At 77.4% G+C, this 23,332-nt stretch carries 1 protein-coding gene (only partly in view); it reads right to left on the bottom strand.

Translation table 11 applies throughout. The annotated features are described in order from the left end of the window. Nucleotides 1–109: 109 nt before the first annotated feature. Nucleotides 110–23,332, bottom strand: partial view of a type I polyketide synthase gene (locus IAG43_RS34855; RefSeq protein ID WP_246574840.1) — the 3' portion only. The gene runs 6,807 nt beyond the window's last position; only the last 23,223 of its 30,030 coding nucleotides appear in the window; the start codon falls outside the window, past its right edge; the stop codon is at nt 110–112.

Consider the following 23,332-nt stretch of genomic DNA (forward strand, 5'->3'; position numbering starts at 1 on the left):
CGCCGCGCGCCGGTCCGCCGGGCCCCGCGGGACAGCCCCCGGCGGACCCCTTAGGGGCTGGGGTCCGCCGGGGGCTTCACGGGGGTGTCCGTTCAGGCGGAAGGGGTGCTCACTCCTCCGCGTTGTCCAGGGCGGCCTGGATGAGCGCGTCGACGTCCATCTCGTCGATGTCGCTGTCCGACACGGCTTCTTCCGGGCCGTCGTCGTCGGGGACGTCCGCGGCGGTCCGGGTCGCGGGGCCGGAATCCGGTTCCGCGGCCGAGGCGGCCGCTGCCGCGATCTCCTCGGCCAGATGGGCGGCAAGGGCGGCGGGGGTCGGGTAGTCGAAGATCATCGAGTTGGGGAGCGGCAGGCCGGTGGCCTCGGCCGTCCGGCGCCGGATCTCGACGGCGGTCAGCGAGTCGAAGCCGAGCTCGGCGAAACCGGTCCGGGCGGCGACGCCGTCCGTCTCCCGGTGGCCGAGGACGTCGGCGACCTGACGGCGCACCAGGTCGAGGAGGGCGCGTTCGCGACGGGCCGGGGAGAAGCCGGCCAGTCCGGCGGCGTACGCCGTGAGTCCTTCCTCCTCCGCCTCTCCGTCCGCCGTCCCGCCGTCGGTGAGCCGGGTGAACAGGGGCGCGGGGCGGCCGGCCGTGAACGCGGGCAGGAAGCGGCCCCAGTCCACGTCGGCGACGGTCACGCAGGTGTCCTGTGCGCCGAGCGCGTCGGTCATGGCCGTGAGCGCCGTGCCGGGTTCCATCGCGGTGAGTCCGCGCCGGGCGAGGTAGGCGGCGGCGTCGCCGTCGGCCCCGCCCGCCGCGGTGGCGGCCATGCCCTCCCCTGCCCAGGGGCCCCAGGCGAGGGAGAGGGCCGGGCGGCCCTCGGCGCGGCGGCGTTCGGCGAGCGCGTCGAGGGAGGCGTTGCCCGCGGCGTACGCCGCCTGCTCCCCGCTGCCCCAGACTCCGGCGATCGACGAGAACAGCACGAACTGCTCGGCCTCGGGGAGGAGTTCGTCGAGATGGCGGGCGCCGTCCACCTTGGCCCGGGTGACGTCGCGGTAGCCGGCGGCGTCGAGGTCCTTCAGCGAGCGGGCGGTGTCGGTGCCGGCGGTGTGGAAGACGGCCCGGACCGGGTGTTCGGCCAGCAGTGCGGCGAGGTCGTCGCGGTCGGCGACGTCGCAGGCCGCGACGACGGCCGTGCAGCCGAGCGCGGCGAGTTCCGCGACCAGGGCCGCGGCGCCCGGGGCGCGGGGCCCGGACCTGCTGGTGAGGACGAGTTCCGCGGCGCCCTGCCGGGCCAGCAGCCGTGCGACGTGCCCGCCGAGGGCGCCGGTGCCGCCGGTGACGAGCGTGGCGCCCGCGGCCGGGGTCCAGGTGCCGCCGGGTGCCAGCGGTGCGCGGTCCAGACGGCGGGCCAGGATCCGGCTGCCGCGGAGGGCCACCTGGTCCTCGGTGCCGCCGAGGACGGCGGCCACGAGGGCCAGGGTGTCGGCGCCGGGCTGCTCGGGCAGGTCGATGAGACCGCCCCAGCGGCGCGGCTGTTCGAGCGCGGCGACCCGGCCGATTCCCCACACCTGGGCGGCGCGGGGGTCGGCCGCGGTGCCGCCCGCGGCGACGGCCGAGGTCGTCACGCACCACAGGGGCGAGCCGAGTCCGGAGCGTACGACGGCGAGGACGGTCTCCGGGTCGCCGGAGAGGAGCAGCACTCCGTCGGCGGGGTCGGCGGCGGACAGTTCGTCCGGGGTGCAGACGGTCGCCCCGGCGCCGCTGTCGCGCAGCGCGGCGGCCACGGCCGAGGCCGGGCCGGTGTCCTCGGGGGCGGCGGCAACGAGCCAGTGCCCGCCGGCCGGGCCGGCCGCCGGGACGTCCGTCCACTCGACGCGGTACCGGTGGCCCGCCGCGGTCTCGCGCAGGACGCGGGCGCGGCGCCAGGCGGCGAGCGCGGGCAGCGCCTCGGCGAGGGCGGCGGCGGCGCCGGGGTCCATCCCGGCGAGGGCGCCGAGGTCGCCGGAGTCGACGGCCTCCCAGAACTCGGTGTCGGCCGGGCCGGCTTCCGGCGTGCGCGCCTCGGGCCAGTAGCGGGTCCGGTCGAACGCGTAGGTGGGCAGCGCGGCCCGGGGGCCGGTGCCGAGGACGGCCTGCCAGTCCACGCGTGTGCCCCGGGTGTGCGCGGCGGCCACGGCGGCCAGCAGGGTGGCCGGTTCGGCGCGGCCGGGCCGCAGCACCGGTACGGCGACGACGTCCTGGGGCGCGGTGGCGGCGGCCAGTGCGCTGAGCACTCCGTCCGGTCCGAGTTCGACGCAGGCGCCGACGTCCCGGCGCCAGAGTTCGGCGACGGCGTCGGCGAACCTGACCGGCTCGCGGACCTGGTTCACCCAGTACTCGGGGGTCGCCGGGTCGCCGGGGGCCGTGCAGACCAGCGGAATGGCCGGTGCGTGGTAGGTCAGTTGCCCGGCGACCGCACGGAACTCGTCGAGCATCGGCCGCATCCGGTGGGAGTGGAAGGCGTGCGAGACGACGAGCCGCCGTACCTTGCGGCCCTCCGCCCGCCAGCGCTCCTCGCAGCCGGCGACGGCCTCCTCGTCACCGGCCACGGTCAGCGCCCTCGGGCCGTTGACGGCCGCGAGGTCCACACCGTCGGGCAGGGTGATCTCGTCCTCCGCGGCCTCGACGGCGAGCATGGCGCCGCCGGCGGGCAGGGCCTGCATCAGCCGGGAACGGGCCGCGACGAGGGTGCAGGCGTCGTCCAGCGACAGCACGCCGGCGACGTGGGCGGCGGCCAGTTCGCCGATCGAGTGGCCGACGAGCAGGTCGGGGCGCACGCCCCACGACTCGACCAGCCGGAACAGCGCCACTTCCAGGGCGAACAGCGCCGGCTGGGTGTATCCGGTCCGGGCCAGGACGTCGTCGTCGGTGCCGAACACCACGTCGGCGAGCGGACGGCCGGTGTCCAGGCGGTCGGCGACGGCGTCGAAGGCGGCCGCGAACACCGGGTGCGCGGCGTACAGTTCGCGGCCCATCCCGGCGCGCTGGGCGCCCTGGCCGGCGAAGAGGAACGCGGTGCGCGACTCGTCGGCGCGGCCCGCCGGGGCGCCCGGGGCTCCTTCGGCGAAGGAGCGCAGGGCCGCGACGAGTTCCGTGCGGTCGGCGCCGAGCAGCGCCGCGCGGTGGGCGAGGCGGGCCCGGGAGCCGGTGAGGGCGCGGGCGATGTCCGCGGCCGGGACGTCCGGGTGCGCGTCGGCGAAGGCGAGCAGCCGGGCGGCCTGGCCGCGCAGGGCGGCGGCCGACTGGGCGGAGAGCAGCCAGGGCAGGGCGGCGGGCGCGGGCTCCGGCGCCGCCGCGGCCGCCGGCCGCTCGGCCGGGGCCTGTTCGACGATGACGTGGGCGTTGGTGCCGCTGATCCCGAACGAGGAGACGCCGGCGCGGCGCGGACGGCCGGTCTCCGGCCAGGGCCGGGCCTCGGTGAGCAGTTCCACCGCGCCCGCGGACCAGTCGACCTCCGGGGTCGGGGCGTCCACGTGCAGGGTCTTCGGCAGGGTGCCGCGGCGTATCGACTCGACGGTCTTGATGACGCCGGCGACACCGGCGGCGGCCTGGGTGTGGCCGAGGTTCGACTTCACCGAGCCCAGGTGCAGCGGCTCCGCGCGGCCCTGGCCGTAGACCTCGATGACGGCCTGCGCCTCGATCGGGTCGCCGAGCCGGGTGCCCGTGCCGTGCGCCTCCACCGCGTCGACCTCGGACGGCTCCAGTCCGGCCGCGGCCAGCGCGGCGCGCATGACCCGCTGCTGGGCGGGGCCGTTGGGGGCGGTCAGCCCGTTGGAGGCGCCGTCCTGGTTGACGGCCGAGCCGCGGAGCACGGCGAGGACCGGGTGGCCGTTGCGGCGGGCGTCGGAGAGCCGCTCCAGGAGGAGCAGGCCCACGCCCTCGCCCCAGCCGGTGCCGTCGGCCGAGGCGGCGAACGCCTTGCAGCGGCCGTCGGCGGCCAGGCCGTTCTGCCGGCTGAAGCCGATCAGCACGTCCGGGGTCGCGACGACGGTGACACCGCCGGCGAGCGCCATGGTGCACTCGCCGCCGCGCAGCGACTGCGCGGCCAGGTGCAGGGCGACCAGCGACGCCGAGCAGGCGGTGTCGACGGTGACGGCCGGGCCCTCCAGTCCGAAGGTGTACGAGAGGCGGCCGGAGGCGACGCTGCCCGCGGCGCCGGTGACCAGGTGGCCCTCGGCGTCCTCCGGCATCCTGAGGCCCACTCCGTAGCCGGACCCCATCGCGCCGGCGAACACACCGGTGCGGGTGCCGCGCAGGGTGGCGGGGTCGATGCCGGCGCGCTCGAAGGTCTCCCAGGCGGTCTCCAGCAGGAGCCGCTGCTGCGGGTCCATGGTGAGGGCCTCGCGCGGGGAGATGCCGAAGAGCGCCGCGTCGAAGTCGCCCGCGGTGTCGACGAACGCTCCGCCGCGGGCCGAGATGGCGTCGCCGCGGCCCGGGGCACCGAGGTTCCAGCCGCGGTCGGCGGGGAACGGGCCGACGGCGTCGCGTTCCTCGGCCAGCAGGCGCCACAGCTCCTCGGGCGAGTCGACCCCGCCCGGGTACCGGCACGCCATCGCGACGACGGCGATCGGCTCGCCGGCCGGCGGCAGCGCCGCGGGGGCGGCGGGTGCCGCGGTCCGGCGGGCGGGTGCCGCGGCGGCGGGCCGCTCGCGCGGGTCGGCCGCGGGGGCCGCGGCGCCGGGCGCCGTGTCCTGCGGGGCGGCGGCCGCCGCCTGGGCGAGCCGTCCGTGCAGGTGCTCCGCCAGGGCCCTCGGGGCCGGATGGTCGAAGACGACGGTCGCGGGCAGTTTGAGACCCGTGAGGGCCGAGAGCTGGTTGCGCAGTTCCACCGAGGTGAGCGAGTCGAAGCCCAGCTCGCGGAAGGCCCGGTCGGCGGCGACCCGGTCGCCGGGCTCGTGGCTCAGCACCGCGGCCACCTCGTCGCGGACCAGGTCGAGCAGGAGCCCGGCCGGGTCGGCGGCAGCCGCCAGGCGCGCCGCGAGTCCGCTGCCGCGGTCCTCGCCGGACGCGCCGGCCCTGCGGAGCCGGGCGGGGACGCGGACCAGCGCGCGCAGCAGCGGCGGCACCTCGTGCGCCGCCCGGACCGGGGCCGGGGCGAAGCGGGTCGGCACGAGGTGGGCGCGCCCGGCGGCCAGCGCCGCGTCGAAGAGGGCCAGGCCCTCCTGCGCGCCGAGGGCGTCGCCGAGCCGGGTGAGCCGGGCGACGGCCGTGTCGTCGAGGTGCTCGGACATCGCGCCGGGCTGCTCCCACAGGCCCCAGCCCAGCGAGACGGCGGGCAGGCCCCGGTGGCGGCGGTGCGCGGCGAGGCCGTCCAGCACGGCGTTGGCCGCCGCGTAGTTGGCCTGGCCCGCGGCGCCGATGGTCGCGGCGAGCGAGGAGTACAGCACGAACAGGGCCAGGTCGTGGCCGGCGGTCAGCTCGTGCAGGTGCAGGGCCGCTTCGGCCTTGGGCGCGAACACCGTGGCGAGCCGTTCGGGTGTCTGCGCCTCGATGACGCCGTCGTCGAGGACGCCGGCGGTGTGCACGACGCCGGTCAGCGGGTGGGCGGCCGGGATGCCGCCGATCAGCGCGGCCAGCGCCTCGCGGTCGGCCGCGTCGCAGGCCACGACGCGGGCGTCGGCGCCGTGCCCGGCGAGTTCGGCGACGAGTTCCCGGGCGCCGGGGGCGTCGGGGCCGCGGCGGCCGGTCAGCAGCAGGTGCCGGACGCCGTGCCGCTCCACCAGGTGCCGGGCCAGCATCGCGCCCAGCGCTCCGGTGCCGCCGGTGACGAGGACGGTGCCGTCGGGGCGGAGCCGGGCGGTGGTGTCCGCGCCGGTTCCGTTTCCGGTGTCCGCGGCGGCGCCGGGCCTCAGGCGCTTCAGCCGGGGCACCAGCACCCGGCCCGCGCGTACGGCCGCCTGCGGTTCGTCCGCCGCGGCCAGGAGGCCGAGGGCGGCGGCCACCGCTCCGTCGGTGACGGCGACCGGCGCGCCGGCAGCAGCCCCGGCGGCGGTGCCGGCGGCGTCGGTGCCCGTGTCGGAGTAGGAGTCGGTGTCGGTGTCGGTGTCGAGCAGCACGAAGCGTCCGGGGTGCTCGGTCTGCGCGGTGCGCACCAGACCCCAGGCGGCGGCGGCGAGCGGATCGGCGACGTCGTCGCCGGGGTGGGCGGCGACCGCGCCCCGGGTGCGGACCACCAGCCGCGCGTCGGCCGTGCGCTCGTCGGCGAGCCAGGCCCGGACGCCCGCGAGGACCTCCGCGGGCCCGGCGGGCGCCTGCCACAGGGCGACCGGCGGCACCTCGGCGAGGGCGTCCGGACCGTCCACGGTCACGAACTCCACCGCGGCGGCAGCGGTCCCGGCCGGTGCGTCCAGCTCGGTCCACACCACCTCGAACAGGGAGTCGGCGGCCGGGTCCGGGGCCGCCGGGCCGGTCGCCTCCCGCAGTGTCAGGGACGCGACCGACAGCACGGGCATGCCCGCGTCGTCGAAGGCTTCCAGTGTCACGGCGTCCGGTCCCGCGGGCGTGATCCGGACCCGCAGGGTCCCGGCGCCGACCGCGTGCAGCGCGACGCCCGACCACGAGAACGGCAGTCGCGGCGCCGGCGGGGCGCCGTCCCCGGGGCCGGCGAGCGCCAGCGCGTGCAGCGCGGCGTCGAGCAGCGCGGGGTGCGCGGCGTAGGCGTCGCCGCGCTGCGGCTCGGGGAGCACGACCTCGGCGTGCAGCACGTCCCCGGACCGCCAGGCGGCCCGCAGGCCCTGGAAGGCCGGCCCGTACTCCAGGCCCGCCGCGTCCAGCAGCGTGTAGTGCCCCGCCAGGTCCACGGGTTCGGCGCCGGCCGGGGGCCACAGCGCCTCCGGGGCCGGCTCGGCCGGCAGGTCCGCCGCGAGCACGCCGGCGGCGTGCCGGACCCAGGGTCCGTCGGCACCGTTCTCGGGGCGGGCGTAGACCGCCACCTCGCGTCCGCCGCCGGCCGCGCCGTCCTCGGCGCCGACCACGACCTGGAACCGTACGGGCGTACGGTCCGGCAGGACCAGCGGCGCGTGCAGGGTCAGTTCCTCGACGAGCCGGCCGCCGGTCGCCCGGGCCGCCTGGAGGGCGAGTTCGAGCAGCGCGGTGCCCGGGACCAGGACCGTGCCGCGGAAGCGGTGGTCCGCGAGCCAGGGGTGGACCGAGGTGGACAGCCGGCCGGTGAGGACCAGCCCGTCGTCGGTCGCCGACGCCACCGCCGCGCCCAGCAGCGGGTGGTCGACGCCGGCCAGGCCGGCGCCCTCCACGTCGGCGGGACCGGACTCGGACAGCGCCCAGTACCTGCGGTGCTCGAAGGCGTAGGTGGGCAGATCGGCCCCCTCGACGGCGTCGAGCGGCCACTGGACGCGGGCGCCCGCCACGTGCAGCCCGGCCAGGGTCTGCAGCAGCGCCTCGCTCTCGGGGACCCCGGACCGCAGGGTCGGCACGGCGACCGCGTCGTCGACCAGCTGCAGGGCGATGGCCGTCAGGCCGCCCTTCGGGCCGATCTCGACGAACCTGCGCACACCGCCCAGTCCGCGGACGGCGTCGGCGAAGCGGACGGTCCGCCGCATCTGCTCGGCCCAGTACTCCGGGGTGTCGAGGCTGCCGGGGCCGGTGGCCGCCATGGGGACGGCGGGCTCGTGGTGGGTGAGGCCGGCCGCGACGGCGGCGAGTTCGGCGAGGGCCGGTTCCACGTGGTGGGAGTGGGCGGCGAGGGAGACGGAGATGTCCTTGACCCGCCGTCCCTCGGCCCGCCAGCGGGCGCCGAGACCGTCGATCACGTCGGCGTCGCCGGAGACGACCAGCGCCTCGGGCCCGTTGACGGCGGCGAGGGAGGCGCCGTCCGGCAGCGGGAGGATGTCCTCCTCGCGCGCCTCGACGGCGAGCATCTTCCCGTCCTCGCGCAGGCCGAGCAGCAGCCGGGCGCGCGCCTCCACCAGGGTGCAGGCGTCGTCGAGGGAGAGGATGCCGGCGATGTGCGCGGCGGCCAGCTCGCCGGTGGAGTGGCCGAGGACGACGTCGGGGGTGACGCCCCAGGACGCGAGGAGCCGGGCGAGGGCCACCTGGAGGGCGAACGTCCCGGCGTGGGCGTAGCCGGCCCGTTCCATCAGGTCCCCGTCGCCGAACAGGATCACGGGCAGCGGTGTCCCGAGGTCGATACGGGCCGCCACCGCGTCGAAGGCGTCGGCGAACACCGGGTGGGCGGCGTGGAGTTCGCGTCCCATGCCCGCGTACCGGGAGCCCTGGCCGGTGAAGACGAAGGCCGTGCGGCCCTGTACCGCCTCGCCGCGGACCACGTCCGGCGCCTCGGTGCCGGAGGCGAGCGCGTCGAGGCCGGCGAGGAGTCCGCCGAGGTCGTCGCGGCGGCCGACGACGACCGCCCGGTGGTCCAGGGCGGCACGCCCCGTGACCAGGGTCCGGGCGATCTGCGCCGGGTCCGGGCCCGGGCGGTCCGCGGCGAAGGCACGCAGCCGGGCGGCCTGGGCGCGCAGGCCGCCCGCGGTGCGGGCGGAGACCGGCCAGGCCACGGGGCGCGCCTGCGCGTCCGTGTCCGGTGCCGTCTCCGGCTGCTGCCGGGCGGCCGGCAGCGCGCGGGGTGCGGGGGCTTCCTCGAGGATGACGTGCGCGTTGGTCCCGCCGATCCCGAACGAGGAGACGGCGGACCTGCGCGGCCGGTCGCCGCGGTGCCACGGACGTGCCTCGGTGAGCAGTTCGACGGCGCCGGCGGACCAGTCCACCTGGCCGGTGGGCTCGGAGACGTTGACGGTGCGCGGCAGGACGCCGTTGCGCATCGCCTCCACCATCTTGATGACGCCGCCGACGCCCGCGGCGCACTGGGTGTGGCCGATGTTCGACTTCAGCGAGCCGAGCCAGAGCGGCTGGTCGTCCTCGCGCTCCTGCCCGTAGGTCGCCAGCAGCGCCTGTGCCTCGATCGGGTCGCCGAGGCGGGTGCCGGTGCCGTGCGCCTCGACGGCGTCGACGCCCGCGGGGCCGATGCCCGCGGCGTCCAGCGCCGCCCGGATGACCCGCTGCTGGGCGGGGCCGCTGGGCGCGGTGAGGCCGTTGGAGGCGCCGTCCTGGTTGACGGCGGAGCCGCGGACGACCGCGAGGATGCGGCGGCCGTTGCGGCGGGCGTCGGAGAGGCGTTCGACGACGATCATGCCGGCGCCCTCGGCCCAGCCGGTGCCGTCGGCGTCGGCCGAGAAGGACTTGCAGCGGCCGTCGGGCGCGAGGCCCTTCTGCTTGCTGAGTTCGGTGAACACGTCGGGGGCGCCGAGCACGGTCGCGCCGCCCGCCAGGGCGAGGTCGCACTCGCCGCCGCGCAGCGACTGCACGGCCAGGTGGAGGGCGACCAGCGAGGCCGAGCAGGCGGTGTCCACCGTGACGGCGGGGCCCTCCAGGCCGAAGGTGTAGGCGATGCGGCCGCAGACGACGCTGCCGGACATGCCGGTGAGCAGGTGCCCGTCGATCTCCTCGGGGAGGTTGGCGCCGCTGGCGTAGCCGACGTTGGTGGCTCCGACGAAGACGCCGGCCTGGGTGCCGCGCAGACCGGCCGGGTTCATGCCGGCCCGCTCGAACGCCTCCCAGGAGGTCTCCAGGAGCAGCCGCTGCTGCGGGTCCATCGCCAGCGCCTCGCGCGGCGAGATGCCGAACAGGTCGGCGTCGAAGTCGCCCGCGCCGTCGAGGAAGCCGCCGAGGCGGACGTCGGAGCTGCCCCGGCGGTTCGGGTCGGGGTCGTACAGCGCGTCGAGGTCCCAGCCCCGGTCCTCGGGGAAGGGCATGGAGACGCTGTCGCCGGCCAGGACGAGCCGCCACAGGTCCTCGGGGGACGCGACGCCGCCGGGGTAGCGGCAGGCCATGCCGATGATGGCGATCGGCTCGTCGCCGCGGGCCGCCGCCGGCCGCCGCTTCACGGCCTTGTCCCGGGCGCCGCCCAGTTCGGCCAGCAGGTGCTCGGAGAGCGCGGCCGGGTTGGCGTAGTCGAAGACGAGGGTGGCGGGCAGCCGCAGGCCGGTGACCGCGTTGAGGCGGTTGCGCAGTTCGACGGAGGTGAGCGAGTCGAAGCCCAGCTCGCGGAAGGCGCGGTCCGCCGTCACCTCGTCGCCGGACGCGAAGCCGAGTACGGCGGCGCTCTCGGCGCGGACCAGTTCCAGGAGGCGGCGTGCCGGGTCCGCGGCGGTGGCGAGGACGGCCGCGAGGCCTTCCCGGCCGCGTCCGCCGCCGGCCCGGCCGGCCGTGCCGCGGGTGACGCCCGCGAGGCCGCGCAGGATCGCGGGGACCTCGGTGGCCGCGCGGAGCCTGGCCCGGTCGACGACCGCGGCGACCAGGTGCGGACGGGCCGCGTCGAGCGCCGCGTCGAAGAGGGCGCACCCCTGCGCGTCGGTCAGCGGCGCGCCGAGCCGGCTCGCGCGGGCGAGGGCGGTGGCGTCAAGGTGGCCGCTGATGCCGCTGGAGCGGGCCCACAGGCCCCAGGCCACGGAGACGGCCGGCAGGCCGAGTGCGGCCCGGCGCTCGGCGACGGCGTCGAGCACGGCGTTGGCCGCCGCGTAGTTGGCCTGGCCGGGGGTGCCGAGCGTGGCGGCGACCGAGGAGTAGAGGACGAAGAACGCCAGGTCCAGACCGCGGGTCGCCTCGTCGAGCACGATCGCCGCGTCCGCCTTGGGCGCGAGGACCGCGCGCAGGCGCTCGGGCGTCAGGGTGTCCGCCATGCCGTCGTCGGCCACGCCCGCGGCGTGCACGACGCCGGTGAGCGGGTGCTCGGCCGGGACACCGGCCAGCAGGGCCGTGAGCGCGTCCCGGTCCCCGGTGTCGCAGGCGGCGAACCGCACCGAGGCGCCCAGGTCCGCCAGTTCGGCGGCGAGTTCGGCGGCGCCGGGGGCGTCGGCGCCGCGCCTGCCCGTCAGCAGCAGGTGGCGGGCGCCGTGCCGTCGCACCAGGTGCCGGGCGAGCAGTGAGCCGAGCACGCCCGTGCCGCCGGTGACGAGGACGGTTCCCTCGGGGTCGAGGGCCGTGGCCCCGGGCTCCCCGTCAGGTCCGGCCGCGGGACGGAGCCGGGTGAGCCGGGGCACCAGCAGACGGCCGGACCGCAGCGCCGCCTGCGGCTCGCCCGAGTCGAGCAGCCGTGCGACGGCGGACGCCAGACCGTCCTCGGTGTCCGCGTCCAGCAGCACCAGCCGGTCGGGGTGTTCGGACTGGACCGAGCGGACCAGCCCCCAGGCCGCCGCCCGCTCCGGGTCGGTGATCCCGGCGCCGGCGGTGACGGCGCCACGGGTGAGGACCACCAGGGGTGTGCCCTCGGGCGGCGCGGCGGCGAGACGGGCCTGGAGACCCGCCAGCACCCGTGCCACGTCGGCGGGCGCACGCCACACCAGCGGGCCGGCCGCGTCCCGGTCCGCCGCGTCGGGGTCCGCCGGGTCGTCCACGACCCGGCAGTCGGGGCCCGTGGCCGCGGCCTCCGGGTCCGCGGCGCCCAGCGGCGTCCACGCCACCTCGTACAGCGGGTCGGCGGCCGGAGCGGCCGCGTCGGCGAGGGTGCGCAGGATCAGGGCGTCGGCCGTCAGCACCGGCACGCCCGACTCGTCGAAGGCGGCGACCGACACCGTGTCCTCGCTCACCGGGGTGAGCCGGACCCGCAGTGCCGCGGCGCCCGTGGCGTACAGCGAGACGCCGCTGAACGAGAACGGCACCCGGGCCGCCCCGTCGGCGCCGAGCGGTCCGGCGGCGAGCGCCTGGAGCGCGGCGTCGAACAGGGCCGGGTGGAGGCCGTAGCCGTCCGCGGCGCGCTTGCCGTCCAGCGCGACCTCGGCGTACAGCGTGTCGCCGGACCGCCAGGCGGCCCGCAGGCCCCGGAAGGCGGGACCGTAGGAGAGTCCGGCGTCCGCCAGGGCGGAGTAGTGGTCGTCGAGGACGAGTTCCTCCGCGCCGGCGGGCGGGGCGGCGTCGTCGTCCGGGAGGGGGACGTCCTGCGCGGTGAGCAGACCGCTCGCGTGGCAGGTCCAGGGGCCGTCCTCGTCGGACTCGGGCCGCGCGTGGACGTCGAGCGCGCCGTCGGCCGCGACCCGCACCTGCACCTGCACGCCGCCGCGCCCGGGCAGCACGAGCGGGGTGTGCAGGGTGAGTTCGTCCAGCCGCGCGAACCCGGCGGACGCGCCGGCGTGCAGGGCCAGTTCGACGTACGCGGTGCCCGGCAGCACGATGGCGCCGTGCACGACGTGGTCGGCCAGCCAGGGCTGGGCGGCGGCGGCGAGCCGGCCGGAGAGCAGCAGCCCGCCGCCGACGGCCGGGGACATCTCGGCCCTCAGCAGGGGGTGGCCGCCGGCACGCATCCCGGCGGCCCCGAGGTCGCCGGTGCCGGGGGTGGGGAGCACCCAGTAGTCCTCGCCCTGGAAGGCGTAGGTGGGCAGGTCGACGCGGAGGGGGGCCCACGGTGCGCAGACGGCGGACCAGTCGGGGTTCACGCCGGTGACGTGGGCGTGGGCGAGGGCGGTGAGCACCGATTCGGTGTCGTCGCGGTCGCGGCGCAGCAGGCAGACGGCGGGCGTGGCGTCGTGCAGGTGCGGCACGAGCGCGGACAGCGTCCCGTCCGGGCCGAGTTCGAGGAAGAACCGCACGTCGGTCAGGGAGGCGACCGCCTCCGCGAAACGCACCGGCTGCCGGATCTGCGACACCCAGTAGTCGGGTGTGGCCATGTCGCCGGGCGCGGTGGGAACGATGGGGATCGCCGGGGCGTGATACGTCAGCGACTCGGCGACGGCGGCGAAGTCGGCGAGCATCGGCTCCATCAGGTGCGAGTGGAACGCGTGCGACACGGTCAGCCGCTTCACCCGGACGTTCCGGGCGCGCAGCTGCTCCTCGAGCCCGTCGATCGCCTGCGCGTCGCCGGAGACGGTGAGCGAGGTCGGCCCGTTGACGGCCGCCAGGTCCACGCCCTCGGGCAGCTCCAGGCCCTCCTCGGCCAGCTCGACCGCGAGCATCGCGCCGCCCTCCGGCAGCGCCTCCATCAGCCGGCCCCGCGCCGAGACGAGTGCACACGCGTCATCGAGGGAGAGCACACCCGCGACATGCGCGGCGGCCAGCTCACCGATCGAGTGACCGACGAGCACATTCGGGGTCACACCCCACGACTCGACCAGCCGGAACAGGGCGACCTCGACCGCGAAGAGCGCGGGCTGCGTGTACGCGGTCCGCGCCAGCAGCTCCGCGTCCTCGCCGAACACCACGTCCCGCAGCGGACGGTCGAGGTCCACCCGGGCGCAGACGGCGTCGAAGGCGTCCGCGAACACCGGGAAGGAGGCGTACAGTTCGCGTGCCATTCCGGCGTACTGCGCGCCCTGCCCCGAGAAGAGGAACGCGGTCCGGCCCTCGCGGGCCGTGCCGGTGACGAGCGCCGGGTCGGGGCGGCCCTCGGCGAGGGCGGTCAGCGACCGGGCCGCCTGCCCGGGGTCGCCGGCCAGCACCACGGCGCGGTGGGCGAGCGCGGCCCGGCCGGTGGCCAGGGCGTGGCCGATGTCGGCCGGCCGTGCGGCTGTCGCGCCGCGCAGCCGTCCCGCCTGCGCGGCCAGCGCCTCGGCGGTGTGCCCGGACAGCGGCCACGGCACGACGGCGGGCTCCCGCGGCGGTGCCGCGGGGGTCCCGGGCCGCTCGGTCTCCTCCTGCGGGGCGGGCGGCTCCGCCAGGACGACGTGGGCGTTGGTGCCGCTGATGCCGAACGACGAGACACCGGCACGGCGCGGCCGGTCGGACCGGGTCCACGGCCGGGCGCGGTCGAGCAGTTCCACCGCTCCGGCCGACCAGTCGACGCCGGAGGTGGGCCGGCCGGCGTGGAGGGAGGCGGGAAGCACTTCGTGGCGCATCGCCTGGACCATCTTGATGACACCGGCGACGCCCGACGCGGCCTGGGTGTGGCCGATGTTGGACTTCACCGACCCCAGCCACAGGGGTTCGTCGCGGTCCTGGCCGTAGGTGGCGAGCAGGGCCTCCGCCTCGATCGGGTCGCCGAGCCGGGTGCCGGTGCCGTGCGCCTCCACCGCGTCCACGTCGGAGGGCGCGAGGCCCGCCGACGCCAGCGCGGCCCGGATGACCCGCTGCTGGGAGGGGCCGTTGGGGGCGGTCAGGCCGTTGGACGCGCCGTCGGAGTTGGTCGCCGATCCGGCGACCACGGCGAGCACCGGGTGGCCGTGGCGGCGGGCGTCGGACAGCCGCTCCACCAGCAGCAGACCGATGCCCTCGCCCCAGCCGGTGCCGTCGGCCGCGTCGGAGAAGGGCTTGCAGCGGCCGTCGGCGGCCAGCCCCTGCTGGCGGCTGAACTCGACGAAGGCGCCGGGGGTGGCCATCACGGTCACGCCGCCGGCGAGCGCCAGATCGCACTCGCCGTTGCGCAGCGACTGCGCGGCCAGGTGCAGTGCGACCAGCGAGGACGAGCAGGCGGTGTCCACGGTGACCGCCGGGCCTTCGAGACCGAAGGCGTAGGCGACGCGGCCGGAGAGGATGCTGGCCGATCCGCCGGTGGCGACGTGTCCCTCCAGTCCGCCGCCGGAGTCGGCGAGGGTGAGCCGGGCGTAGTCCTGGCCGTTGGTGCCGGCGAAGACGCCGGTGCGGCTGCCGCGCAGCGCGTGCGGGTCGATGCCGGCGCGCTCCAGGGTCTCCCAGGAGGTCTCCAGGAGGAGCCGCTGCTGCGGGTCCATGGCCAGCGCCTCGCGCGGCGAGATGCCGAACAGGGCGGCGTCGAAGCGGCCCACGTCGTCGAGGAACGCTCCCTCGTCGACGTACGAGGTGCCGGGGCCGTCCCCGGCGGCGAGTGCTTCGAGGTCCCAGCCGCGGTCGGTGGGGAAGGGCCGGACCGCGTCGCGGCCCTCGGCGACCAGGTGCCACATGCTCTCGGGGTCGGTCACACCGCCGGGGAAGCGGCAGGCCATCGACACGATGACCACCGGGTCGCCGGTGGCGGCGGTGCCGGCCGTGCCGCCGGCTCCGGCCGGGGTCCGGGCCGGGTCGGCCGCCTCGCCGAGCAGTTCGGCGAGGCGGGAGGCGAGGGCGGCGGCCGTGGGGTGGTCGAAGGCGACGCCCGCGGGCAGGCGCAGCCCGGTGGCCGCGCTGAGCCGGTCGCGGAGTTCGACGGAGGTCAGCGAGTCGAAGCCGAGGTCGGCGAAGGCCCGCTGCGCGGCGACGTCCTCGGCGGACCGGTGGGAGAGCGCGGCCGCGGCCTCGGCGCGGACCAGGTCCGTCAGCTGCCGGATGCGCTCGGCGGGCGGCACGGCCCGCAGCCGGGCGGCGAACTCGGTCGCGGCGGCGCCTGCGGGGGTCTCCGGGTCGGCCGCGGTGACGAACTCCTCGAGCAGCGGGCTGGGGCGTCCGCTGGTGAAGGCGGCGCCGAAGCGGCTCCAGTCCACGTCGGCGACGGTGACACAGGTGTCCCCCGAGTCGAGGGCGTCCCCGAGGGCGGCGAGCGCGCGGGCGGGGTCGAGGGCGTTCAGGCCGCGGCGGCGCAGGGCGTCCTCGGCCGCGGCGTCCACGAGCATGCCGGAGCCGGCCCAGGGACCCCAGGCCACCGAGGTGGCGGGCAGCCCGAGTCCGCGGCGGTGCTCGGCCAGGGCGTCGAGGTAGGCGTTGGCCGCCGCGTACGCGGGCTGGCCGCCGCTCCCCCACACGCCGGCGATCGACGAGAACAGCACGAACGCGTCCAGTTCGGTGCCGTCGAGCAGTTCGTGCAGGTGGGTCGCGCCGTCCGCCTTGGCGCGCACGACCTCGGCGAACTCCTCGCCGGTGACGGCAGCCAGCGGCTGCGTGCCGTTGACGCCCGCGGTGTGGATCACGGCTGTGACGGGGCGGGCGGCCAGCAGTGCCGCCAGGGCGTCGCGGTCGGCGACGTCGCACGCGACGGCCTCGGCCCGCACGCCGCGCTCCGCGAGCGAGGCGAGCAGATCGGCGGCGCCGGGCGCGTCGGGTCCGCGGCGGCTCGTCAGGACGAGGTCGCGTGCGCCGCGGTCCGCCAGCCAGAGGGCCACACGGGCGCCGAGACCACCGGTGCCGCCGGTGACCAGTACGGTCCCGGACGGCCGCCAGGGCTCGGCGGAGCCGGAGCCCGTCGCGGGGCCGGAGCCCTCCGCGGAACCGGCGATCTTTGCGGAGCCCTCCGCGGAGCCGGACACGGCACCGCGTGCGGGGCCGGTCAGCGGGGCGCGGCGCAGGCGGCGGGCCAGTACGCCGGATTCCCGCACGGCCACCTGGTCCTCGCCGGACGGGTGGGCGAGGTGGGCGAGGAGCCGGGCCGCGGCACGGCTGTCGAGCGTGGCGGGCAGGTCGACCAGACCGCCCCAGCCGTGCGGGAGTTCGAGGGCGGCGACGCGGCCCAGGCCCCACAGCAGGGCGCCCGAGGGGTCGGTGACCCGGTCGGCACGGCTGACGGCGACGCTGCCGCGCGTCAGCACCCACAGGGGTGCGGGGAGTTCGGCGCGCAGCAGCGGCAGCAGGTCGTCCGGTGCCGACGGCAGGCAGAGCACTCCCGTGACACCGGCCGCGCCCGCGTCAGCGTCCGCTCCCGTGACAGCGGCGAAGGAGTCGAAGGCTTCGGGTGCCGCGTCGAACCGCGCCCCGACGGCGCTGCCGGCGAAGGCTGCGGCGAGGTCCTCGGGGACCGAGCCGTCGGCGCTGAGCACGAGCCAGGTGCCGGTGGCCGGGGCGGGCCGCTCGGGCAGCGGCTGCCAGACGGCGCGGTAGCGCCACGAGTCGAGCAGGGCGCGTTCGCGCCGGCCGCCGCGCCAGGCCGACAGCGCGGGCAGGACGGCGTCGAGGGTGTCGGTGTCGAGGCCGAGGGTCCGGGCGACCTCGACGGCGTCCTGCCGCTCGATGGCGTCCCAGAACCGGCTCTCCACGGCGTCGGCCCCGGCCGCGGTGCGCGGGGCGGGATCGATCCAGTAGCGGCGCCGCTGGAACGCGTAGGTGGGCAGGCCGTCGGCGCGTACGGCACCCGCGGGCACGAGGGCGGACAGGTCCACGGACGCGCCGTGGACGTGCAGCGTCGCCACGGCGCGCAGCAGCGCCTCCGGCTCGGGGCTGCCGGTCCGCTGCGCCGGCGCGGCCGCGACGGGACGCCCGTCGAGGCAGCGCAGGGCGGCGCCGGTCAGGGTGGCGTCGGGGCCCAGTTCCAGGAAGACGTCGGCGCCCGAGGCGTGGGCCTGGAGCACGGCGCCGTCGAAGCGGACCGGCTGCCGGATCTGCGACACCCAGTAGTCGGGGGTGCTCATGTCGCCGGGCGCGGTGGCGACCAGCGGGATCGCCGGGGCCTGGTACGTCAGCGACTCCGCGACGGACGCGAACTCGGCGAGCATGGGCTCCATCAGGTGCGAGTGGAACGCGTGCGACACGGTCAGCCGCTTGACGCGCACGCCGTCGGCCCGCAGCCGCTCCTCCAGTCCGTCGATCGCGTCCGCGTCGCCGGAGACGGTGAGCGAGGTCGGCCCGTTGACGGCCGCGAGGTCCACGCCGTCGGGCAGCTCCAGACTCTCCTCGGCCAGCTCGACGGCGAGCATCGCGCCGCCCTCCGGCAGCGCCTCCATCAGCCGGCCGCGCGCCGAGACGAGACGGCAGGCGTCGTCCAGCGAGAGCACACCCGCGACATGTGCGGCGGCCAGCTCACCGATCGAGTGGCCGACGAGGACGTCCGGGGCCGCACCCCACGACTCGACCAGCCGGTAGAGCGCGACCTCGACCGCGAACAGCGCGGGCTGCGTGTACGCGGTGCGGTCCAGCGCGTCCGCGTCCCCGAACACCACGTCCCGCAGGGGCCGTTCGAGGTCCACCCGGGCGCAGACCGCGTCGAAGGCGTCCGCGAACACGGGGAACGTCTCGTACAGTTCGCGTCCCATACCGGCGCGCTGCGCGCCCTGGCCCGAGAAGAGGAACGCGGTCCGGCCGACGGTGCCGGTGCCGCGGACGACGGCGGCGCTGGTGCGGTCCTCCGCGAGGGCGGCGAGGCCCGCGAGGAGGTCGTCGCGGCCGGAGCCGACGACGACGGCACGGTGCTCGAGGGCCGCCCGGCCGGCGGCGAGGGCGCGGGCGTGGCCGACGAGGTCGGCGCCGGGCCGCTCGTCGAGGGCCTGGCGCAGCCGGGCCGCCTGGGCGCGCAGTGCGTCGGCCGTCCGGCCGGAGACCGGCCAGGCGAACACCGGCGGCACGGCGACCGGCGCGGGCGGGCCGTCCGGAGCCGCCTCCGGGACAGGTGCCTGCTCGATGACGACGTGGGCGTTGGTGCCGCTGATGCCGAACGACGAGACGCCCGCACGGCGCGGCCGGTCGGTCTCCGGCCACGGGGTGTGCTCGGTGAGCAGTTCGACGGCGCCGGCGGTCCAGTCGACGTGCGGCGTCGGCTCGTCCACGTGCAGGGTGCGGGGCAGTTCGGCGTGGCGGAGCGCCATGACCATCTTGACGACGCCGGCCAGTCCTGCGGCGGCCTGGGTGTGGCCGATGTTCGACTTCAGCGAGCCGAGCCGGAGCGGCCGGCCGTCCTCACGGTCCTGACCGTAGGTCGCCAGCAGCGCCTGCGCCTCGATCGGGTCGCCGAGCCGGGTGCCCGTGCCGTGCGCCTCCACCGCGTCCACGTCACCGGGTTCGAGGCCGGCCGACGCCAGCGCGGCGCGGATCACCCGCTGCTGCGCGGGGCCGTTGGGCGCGGTGAGCCCGTTGGAGGCGCCGTCCTGGTTGACGGCCGAGCCACGGACCAGGGCCAGGACCTCGTGACCGCTGCGGAGCGCGTCGGAAAGCCGCTCCACCAGGAGGACCGCGACGCCCTCGGACCAGCCGGTGCCGTCGGCGGCGGACGCGAAGGACTTGCACCGCCCGTCCGCGGCGAGACCGTCCTGCTTGGCGAACTCGCTGAAGCCGGCCTGTGTCGGCATCACGGCGACGCCGCCCACGACGGCGAGGTCGCACTCGCCGGTGCGCAGCGCCCGGGCGGCGAGGTGGAGGGCGACCAGCGACGACGAGCAGGCAGTGTCGACGGTGAGCGCCGGGCCTTCGAGCCCGTACGTGTACGCGAGGCGCCCGGACAGCACACTGTTGGACGTGCCGGTGAGCAGGTGGCCCCCGACCTCGTCGGGCGGCGTGGAGCCGGTGCCGTATCCGCTGTTCGAGGCGCCGATGAAGACGCCTGCGCGGCTGCCGCGCAGCGAGGTCGGGTCGATGCCGGCCCGCTCGAACGTCTCCCAGGAGGTCTCCAGGAGCAGCCGCTGCTGCGGGTCCATGGCCAGCGCCTCGCGCGGCGAGATGCCGAAGAGTTCGGCGTCGAACTCGGCGGCGTCGTACAGGAACCCGCCCTCGGTCGTGTGGCCGAGTCCGTCGAGCTGCCAGCCGCGGTCGGTCGGGAAGCCGGAGATGCCGTCGCCGCCTCGGGCGACGAGCTGCCACAGGTCCTCGGGCGAGCGCACGCCGCCGGGCAGACGGGTGCCCATGGCGACGACGGCGAGCGGTTCGTCGGCGAGGAGCGTTCCCGGGCCGTGGACGGGCGCCGGGTCCGTGCCGCCGAGCAGTTCGTCCCGGATGCGGGCGGCGAGCTGCCGCGCGGTGGGGTGGTCGAAGGCGAGCGCGGCGGGCAGCGGCAGGCCGGTGGCCTCCGCGAGCCGGTCGCGGAGTTCGACGGCGGTCAGCGAGTCGAGACCGAGCTCGCGGAAGGCCGTCGCGGCGTCGACGGCGCTGCGGTCCCGGTGCCCCAGGACTCCGGCGGCGGTCGTGGTCACCAGGTCGAGCAGGACCCGCTCCCGCTCGGCGGCGGGCAGCGCGGTGAGCCGGTCGCGCAGGGCCGCGCCGGCGGCCGGCGCGGGCGCGGCGGCGCTGTCCCCCACCTCGGGCAGCTCGGTCAGCAGCGGGCTCGGGCGCCCGGCGGTGAAGGTGGCGGCGAAACGCTCCCAGTCCACGTCGGCGACGGTCACGCACGCGTCGCCGGAGGCGACGGCGAGGTCCAGGGCGGTGACGGCCGGTTCGGGGTCGAGCGGACGCAGGCCACGGCGGCGCAGGTGCGCCACCGCCTCGTCGCTCGCGGCCATGCCGGCCTCGGCCCACGGGCCCCAGGCCACGGAGGTGGCGGGCAGCCCCTCGGCGCGGCGGCGTTCGGCCAGCGCGTCGAGGTGGGCGTTGGCCGCCGCGTAGGCGGCCTGCCCGCCGCTGCCCCACACCCCGGCGATGGACGCGTAGGTGACGAAGGCGGTGAGGGTGCCGATGCCGCGGGTGAGGTCGTCGAGGACGCGGGCGGCGTCGGCCTTGGCGTGCAGCACGGCGCCGAGGCGCTCCTCGGTCAGCTCGCCGAGGACGACGTCGTCGCCGATGCCGGCGGCGTGCACCACCGCGGTGAGCGGGTGCTCCGCGGGGACGGCGGCGAGCACGGCGGCCAGCGCGTCGCGGTCGGCGGCGTCGCAGGCCACCACCGAGGCGGTGGCGCCGTGCCGGGCCAGTTCGGCCACGAGGTCGGCGGCGCCGGGGGCGTCGGGTCCGCGGCGGCCGGTGAGGACGAGGTGCGGGGTGCCGCGCCCGGCGAGCGTACGGGCGAGGTGCGAGCCGAGGGCGCCGGTGCCGCCGGTGATGAGGACGGTGCCGTCCGGGCGCCAGGGCACGGCGGCGGGTTCGGGCGCGGCGTGGCGCAGCCGGCGGCCGAAGACGCCGCTGTCGCGGATCGCGAGCTGGTCCTCGGCGCCGATCCCGGCCAGGACGGCGGCCAGCCGGGCGCCCGCCCGGCGGTCCAGGGTCCCGGGGAGGTCGACGAGCCCGCCCCAGCGGTCGGGGAGTTCCAGGGCTGCGACCCGGCCGAGCCCCCAGACCTGGGCGGCGTCCGGATCGGTGAGCGGGTCGAGGCGCCCGGTGGAGACGGCGCCCCTGGTGGCGGCCCAGCAGCGCACACCGGCGCCGGCCCGGTCGAGGGTCCGGACCAGGGCGAGCAGGCCGGCCGTGTCGGGGCGCAGGGCCAGGACTCCGGACAGGCCGTCGGCGAGAAGCAGTTCGGGCGTGACGTCGTCGGCGGCCGCGCACTCGGTGACGTCGGCGCCCGCGGCGCGCAGCGCCTCGGCCACCTCGGGGTCGGGTGCGCCGACGAGCAGCCAGGTGCCGGTGAGCGCGGTCCCGGGACCGGTCTCCAGGGGCGTCCAGGCGGTGCGGTACCGCCAGGAGTCCACCACGGAGCGCTTGCGGCTCTCCCGTCGCCAGGCCGTGAGGGCGGGCAGCACGGTGTCGAGGCCCGTGTCGGAGTCGTCGAGGTCGAGCGCGCGGGCCACGGCGCCCCGGTCGGCCGCGTCGACGGCGTCCCAGAAGCGTTCCTCGGCCTCGCCGGTCGCCTCGCCCGTGGCGCGGGCGGGCGTGGCGTCGAGCCAGTAGCGCTCGCGCTGGAAGGCGTACGCGGGCAGTTCGACGAGCCGCCCGCCCGTGGTGAGGCGGGTGAGGTCGACAGGTGTGCCGTGGCTGTGGAGACGGGCGACGGCACGCAGCACGGCGGCCTTCTCGTCGTGTCCGGAGCGCAGGGCGGGGGCGGTGGTCGCGTCCTCGGCGATGTGCGGCACGAGCGCGGACAGCGTCCCGTCGGGGCCGAGTTCGAGGAAGCGGGTGGCGCCGGTGTCCCGGGCCCCGCGGACGGCGTCGGCGAAGCGGACGGGCTGCCTGATCTGCGACACCCAGTAGTCGGGTGTGGCCATGTCGCCGGGGGCGGTGGCGACCAGCGGAATGGCCGGGGCGTGGTACGTCAACGACTGGGCGACGGACGCGAAGTCGGCCAGCATCGGCTCCATCAGGTGCGAGTGGAACGCGTGCGACACGGTCAGCCGCTTGACGCGCACGCCGTCGGCCCGCAGCCGCTCCTCCAGCCCGTCGATCGCGTCCGCGTCGCCGGAGACGGTGAGCGAGGTGGGCCCGTTGTCGGCCGCCAGGTCCACGCCCTCGGGCAGCTCCAGACCCTCCTCGGCCAGCTCGACGGCCAGCATCGCGCCGCCCTCCGGCAGCGCCTCCATCAACCGGCCACGCGCCGACACCAGCGCACACGCGTCGTCCAGCGACAGCACACCCGCCACATGCGCGGCGGCCAGCTCACCGATCGAGTGACCGACCAGGACGTCCGGGGCCACACCCCACGACTCGACGAGCCGGAACAGCGCGACCTCGACCGCGAAGAGCGCGGGCTGGGTGAACGCGGTCCGCGCCAGCAGTTCCGCGTCCTGGCCGAACACCACGTCCCGCAAGGGCCGTTCGAGGTCCACCCGGTCGCACACGGCGTCGAACGCCTCCGCGAACACCGGGAACGCCTCGTACAGCTCGCGGCCCATACCGACCCGCTGCGCACCCTGGCCCGAGAACAGGAACGCCGTTCCGCCTCCGTGAGCGGTGGCCGTCGGTGTCGCGCCCGTGGCCAGCGCCGTCAGCTCGGCGACGAGCTCCGCGCGGTCGGCGGCCACGACGACGGCACGGTGCTCCAGGGCGGGCCGGGACGCGGCAAGGGAGTGGGCCAGGTCCGCGGGGCGCAGGGTGTCGTCGCGCTCCAGCAGGTCGAGCAGCCGGGCCGCCTGGTCCGTGAGCGCGGGGACGGATCGCGCGGAGACGCGGACCGGCACCGGGTGCGCGGGGGCGGACGCCGCGATCGGCTCGGCGGGCCCGGTCCGTTCGGGTGCCTGCTCGATGATGACGTGCGCGTTGGTGCCGCTCACGCCGAACGAGGAGACGCCCGCGCGCCGGGGACGGCCGGCCGACGGCCAGGTCTGTGCCTCGGTCAGCAGGGCCATGGTGCCGGCCGACCAGTCCACGTGCGGCGTCGGCTCGTCGGCGTGCAGGGTGCGGGGCAGCACGCCGTGCCGCAGCGCCTCGACGGTCTTGATGATGCCGCCGACACCGGCGGCGGCCTGGGCGTGCCCGATGTTCGACTTCAGCGACCCGAGGTAGAGCGGCCGGCCGTCCTCGCGGTCCTGACCGTAGGTGGCCAGCAGGGCCTCCGCCTCGATCGGGTCGCCGAGCCGGGTACCGGTGCCGTGCGCCTCCACCGCGTCCACGTCACCGGGCGCAAGGCCCGCCGACGCCAGTGCGGCCCGGATGACCCGCTGCTGGGAGGGGCCGTTGGGGGCGGTCAGCCCGTTGGACGCGCCGTCCTGGTTGACGGCCGAGCCGCGGACCACGGCCAGGACCCGGTGCCCGTTGCGGACGGCGTCGGAGAGCCGCTCCACGAGCAGCATGCCGACGCCCTCGGACCAGCCGGTGCCGTCCGCGTCCGCCGAGAACGGCTTGCACCGTCCGTCGGCGGCCAGACCGCGCTGGCGGGAGAACTCGGTGAAGATCGCCGGGGTGGCCATCATGCTGACGCCGCC

The organism is Streptomyces genisteinicus (genome assembly GCF_014489615.1).
In the GTDB taxonomy this organism is placed as follows: Bacteria; Actinomycetota; Actinomycetes; order Streptomycetales; family Streptomycetaceae; genus Streptomyces; species Streptomyces genisteinicus.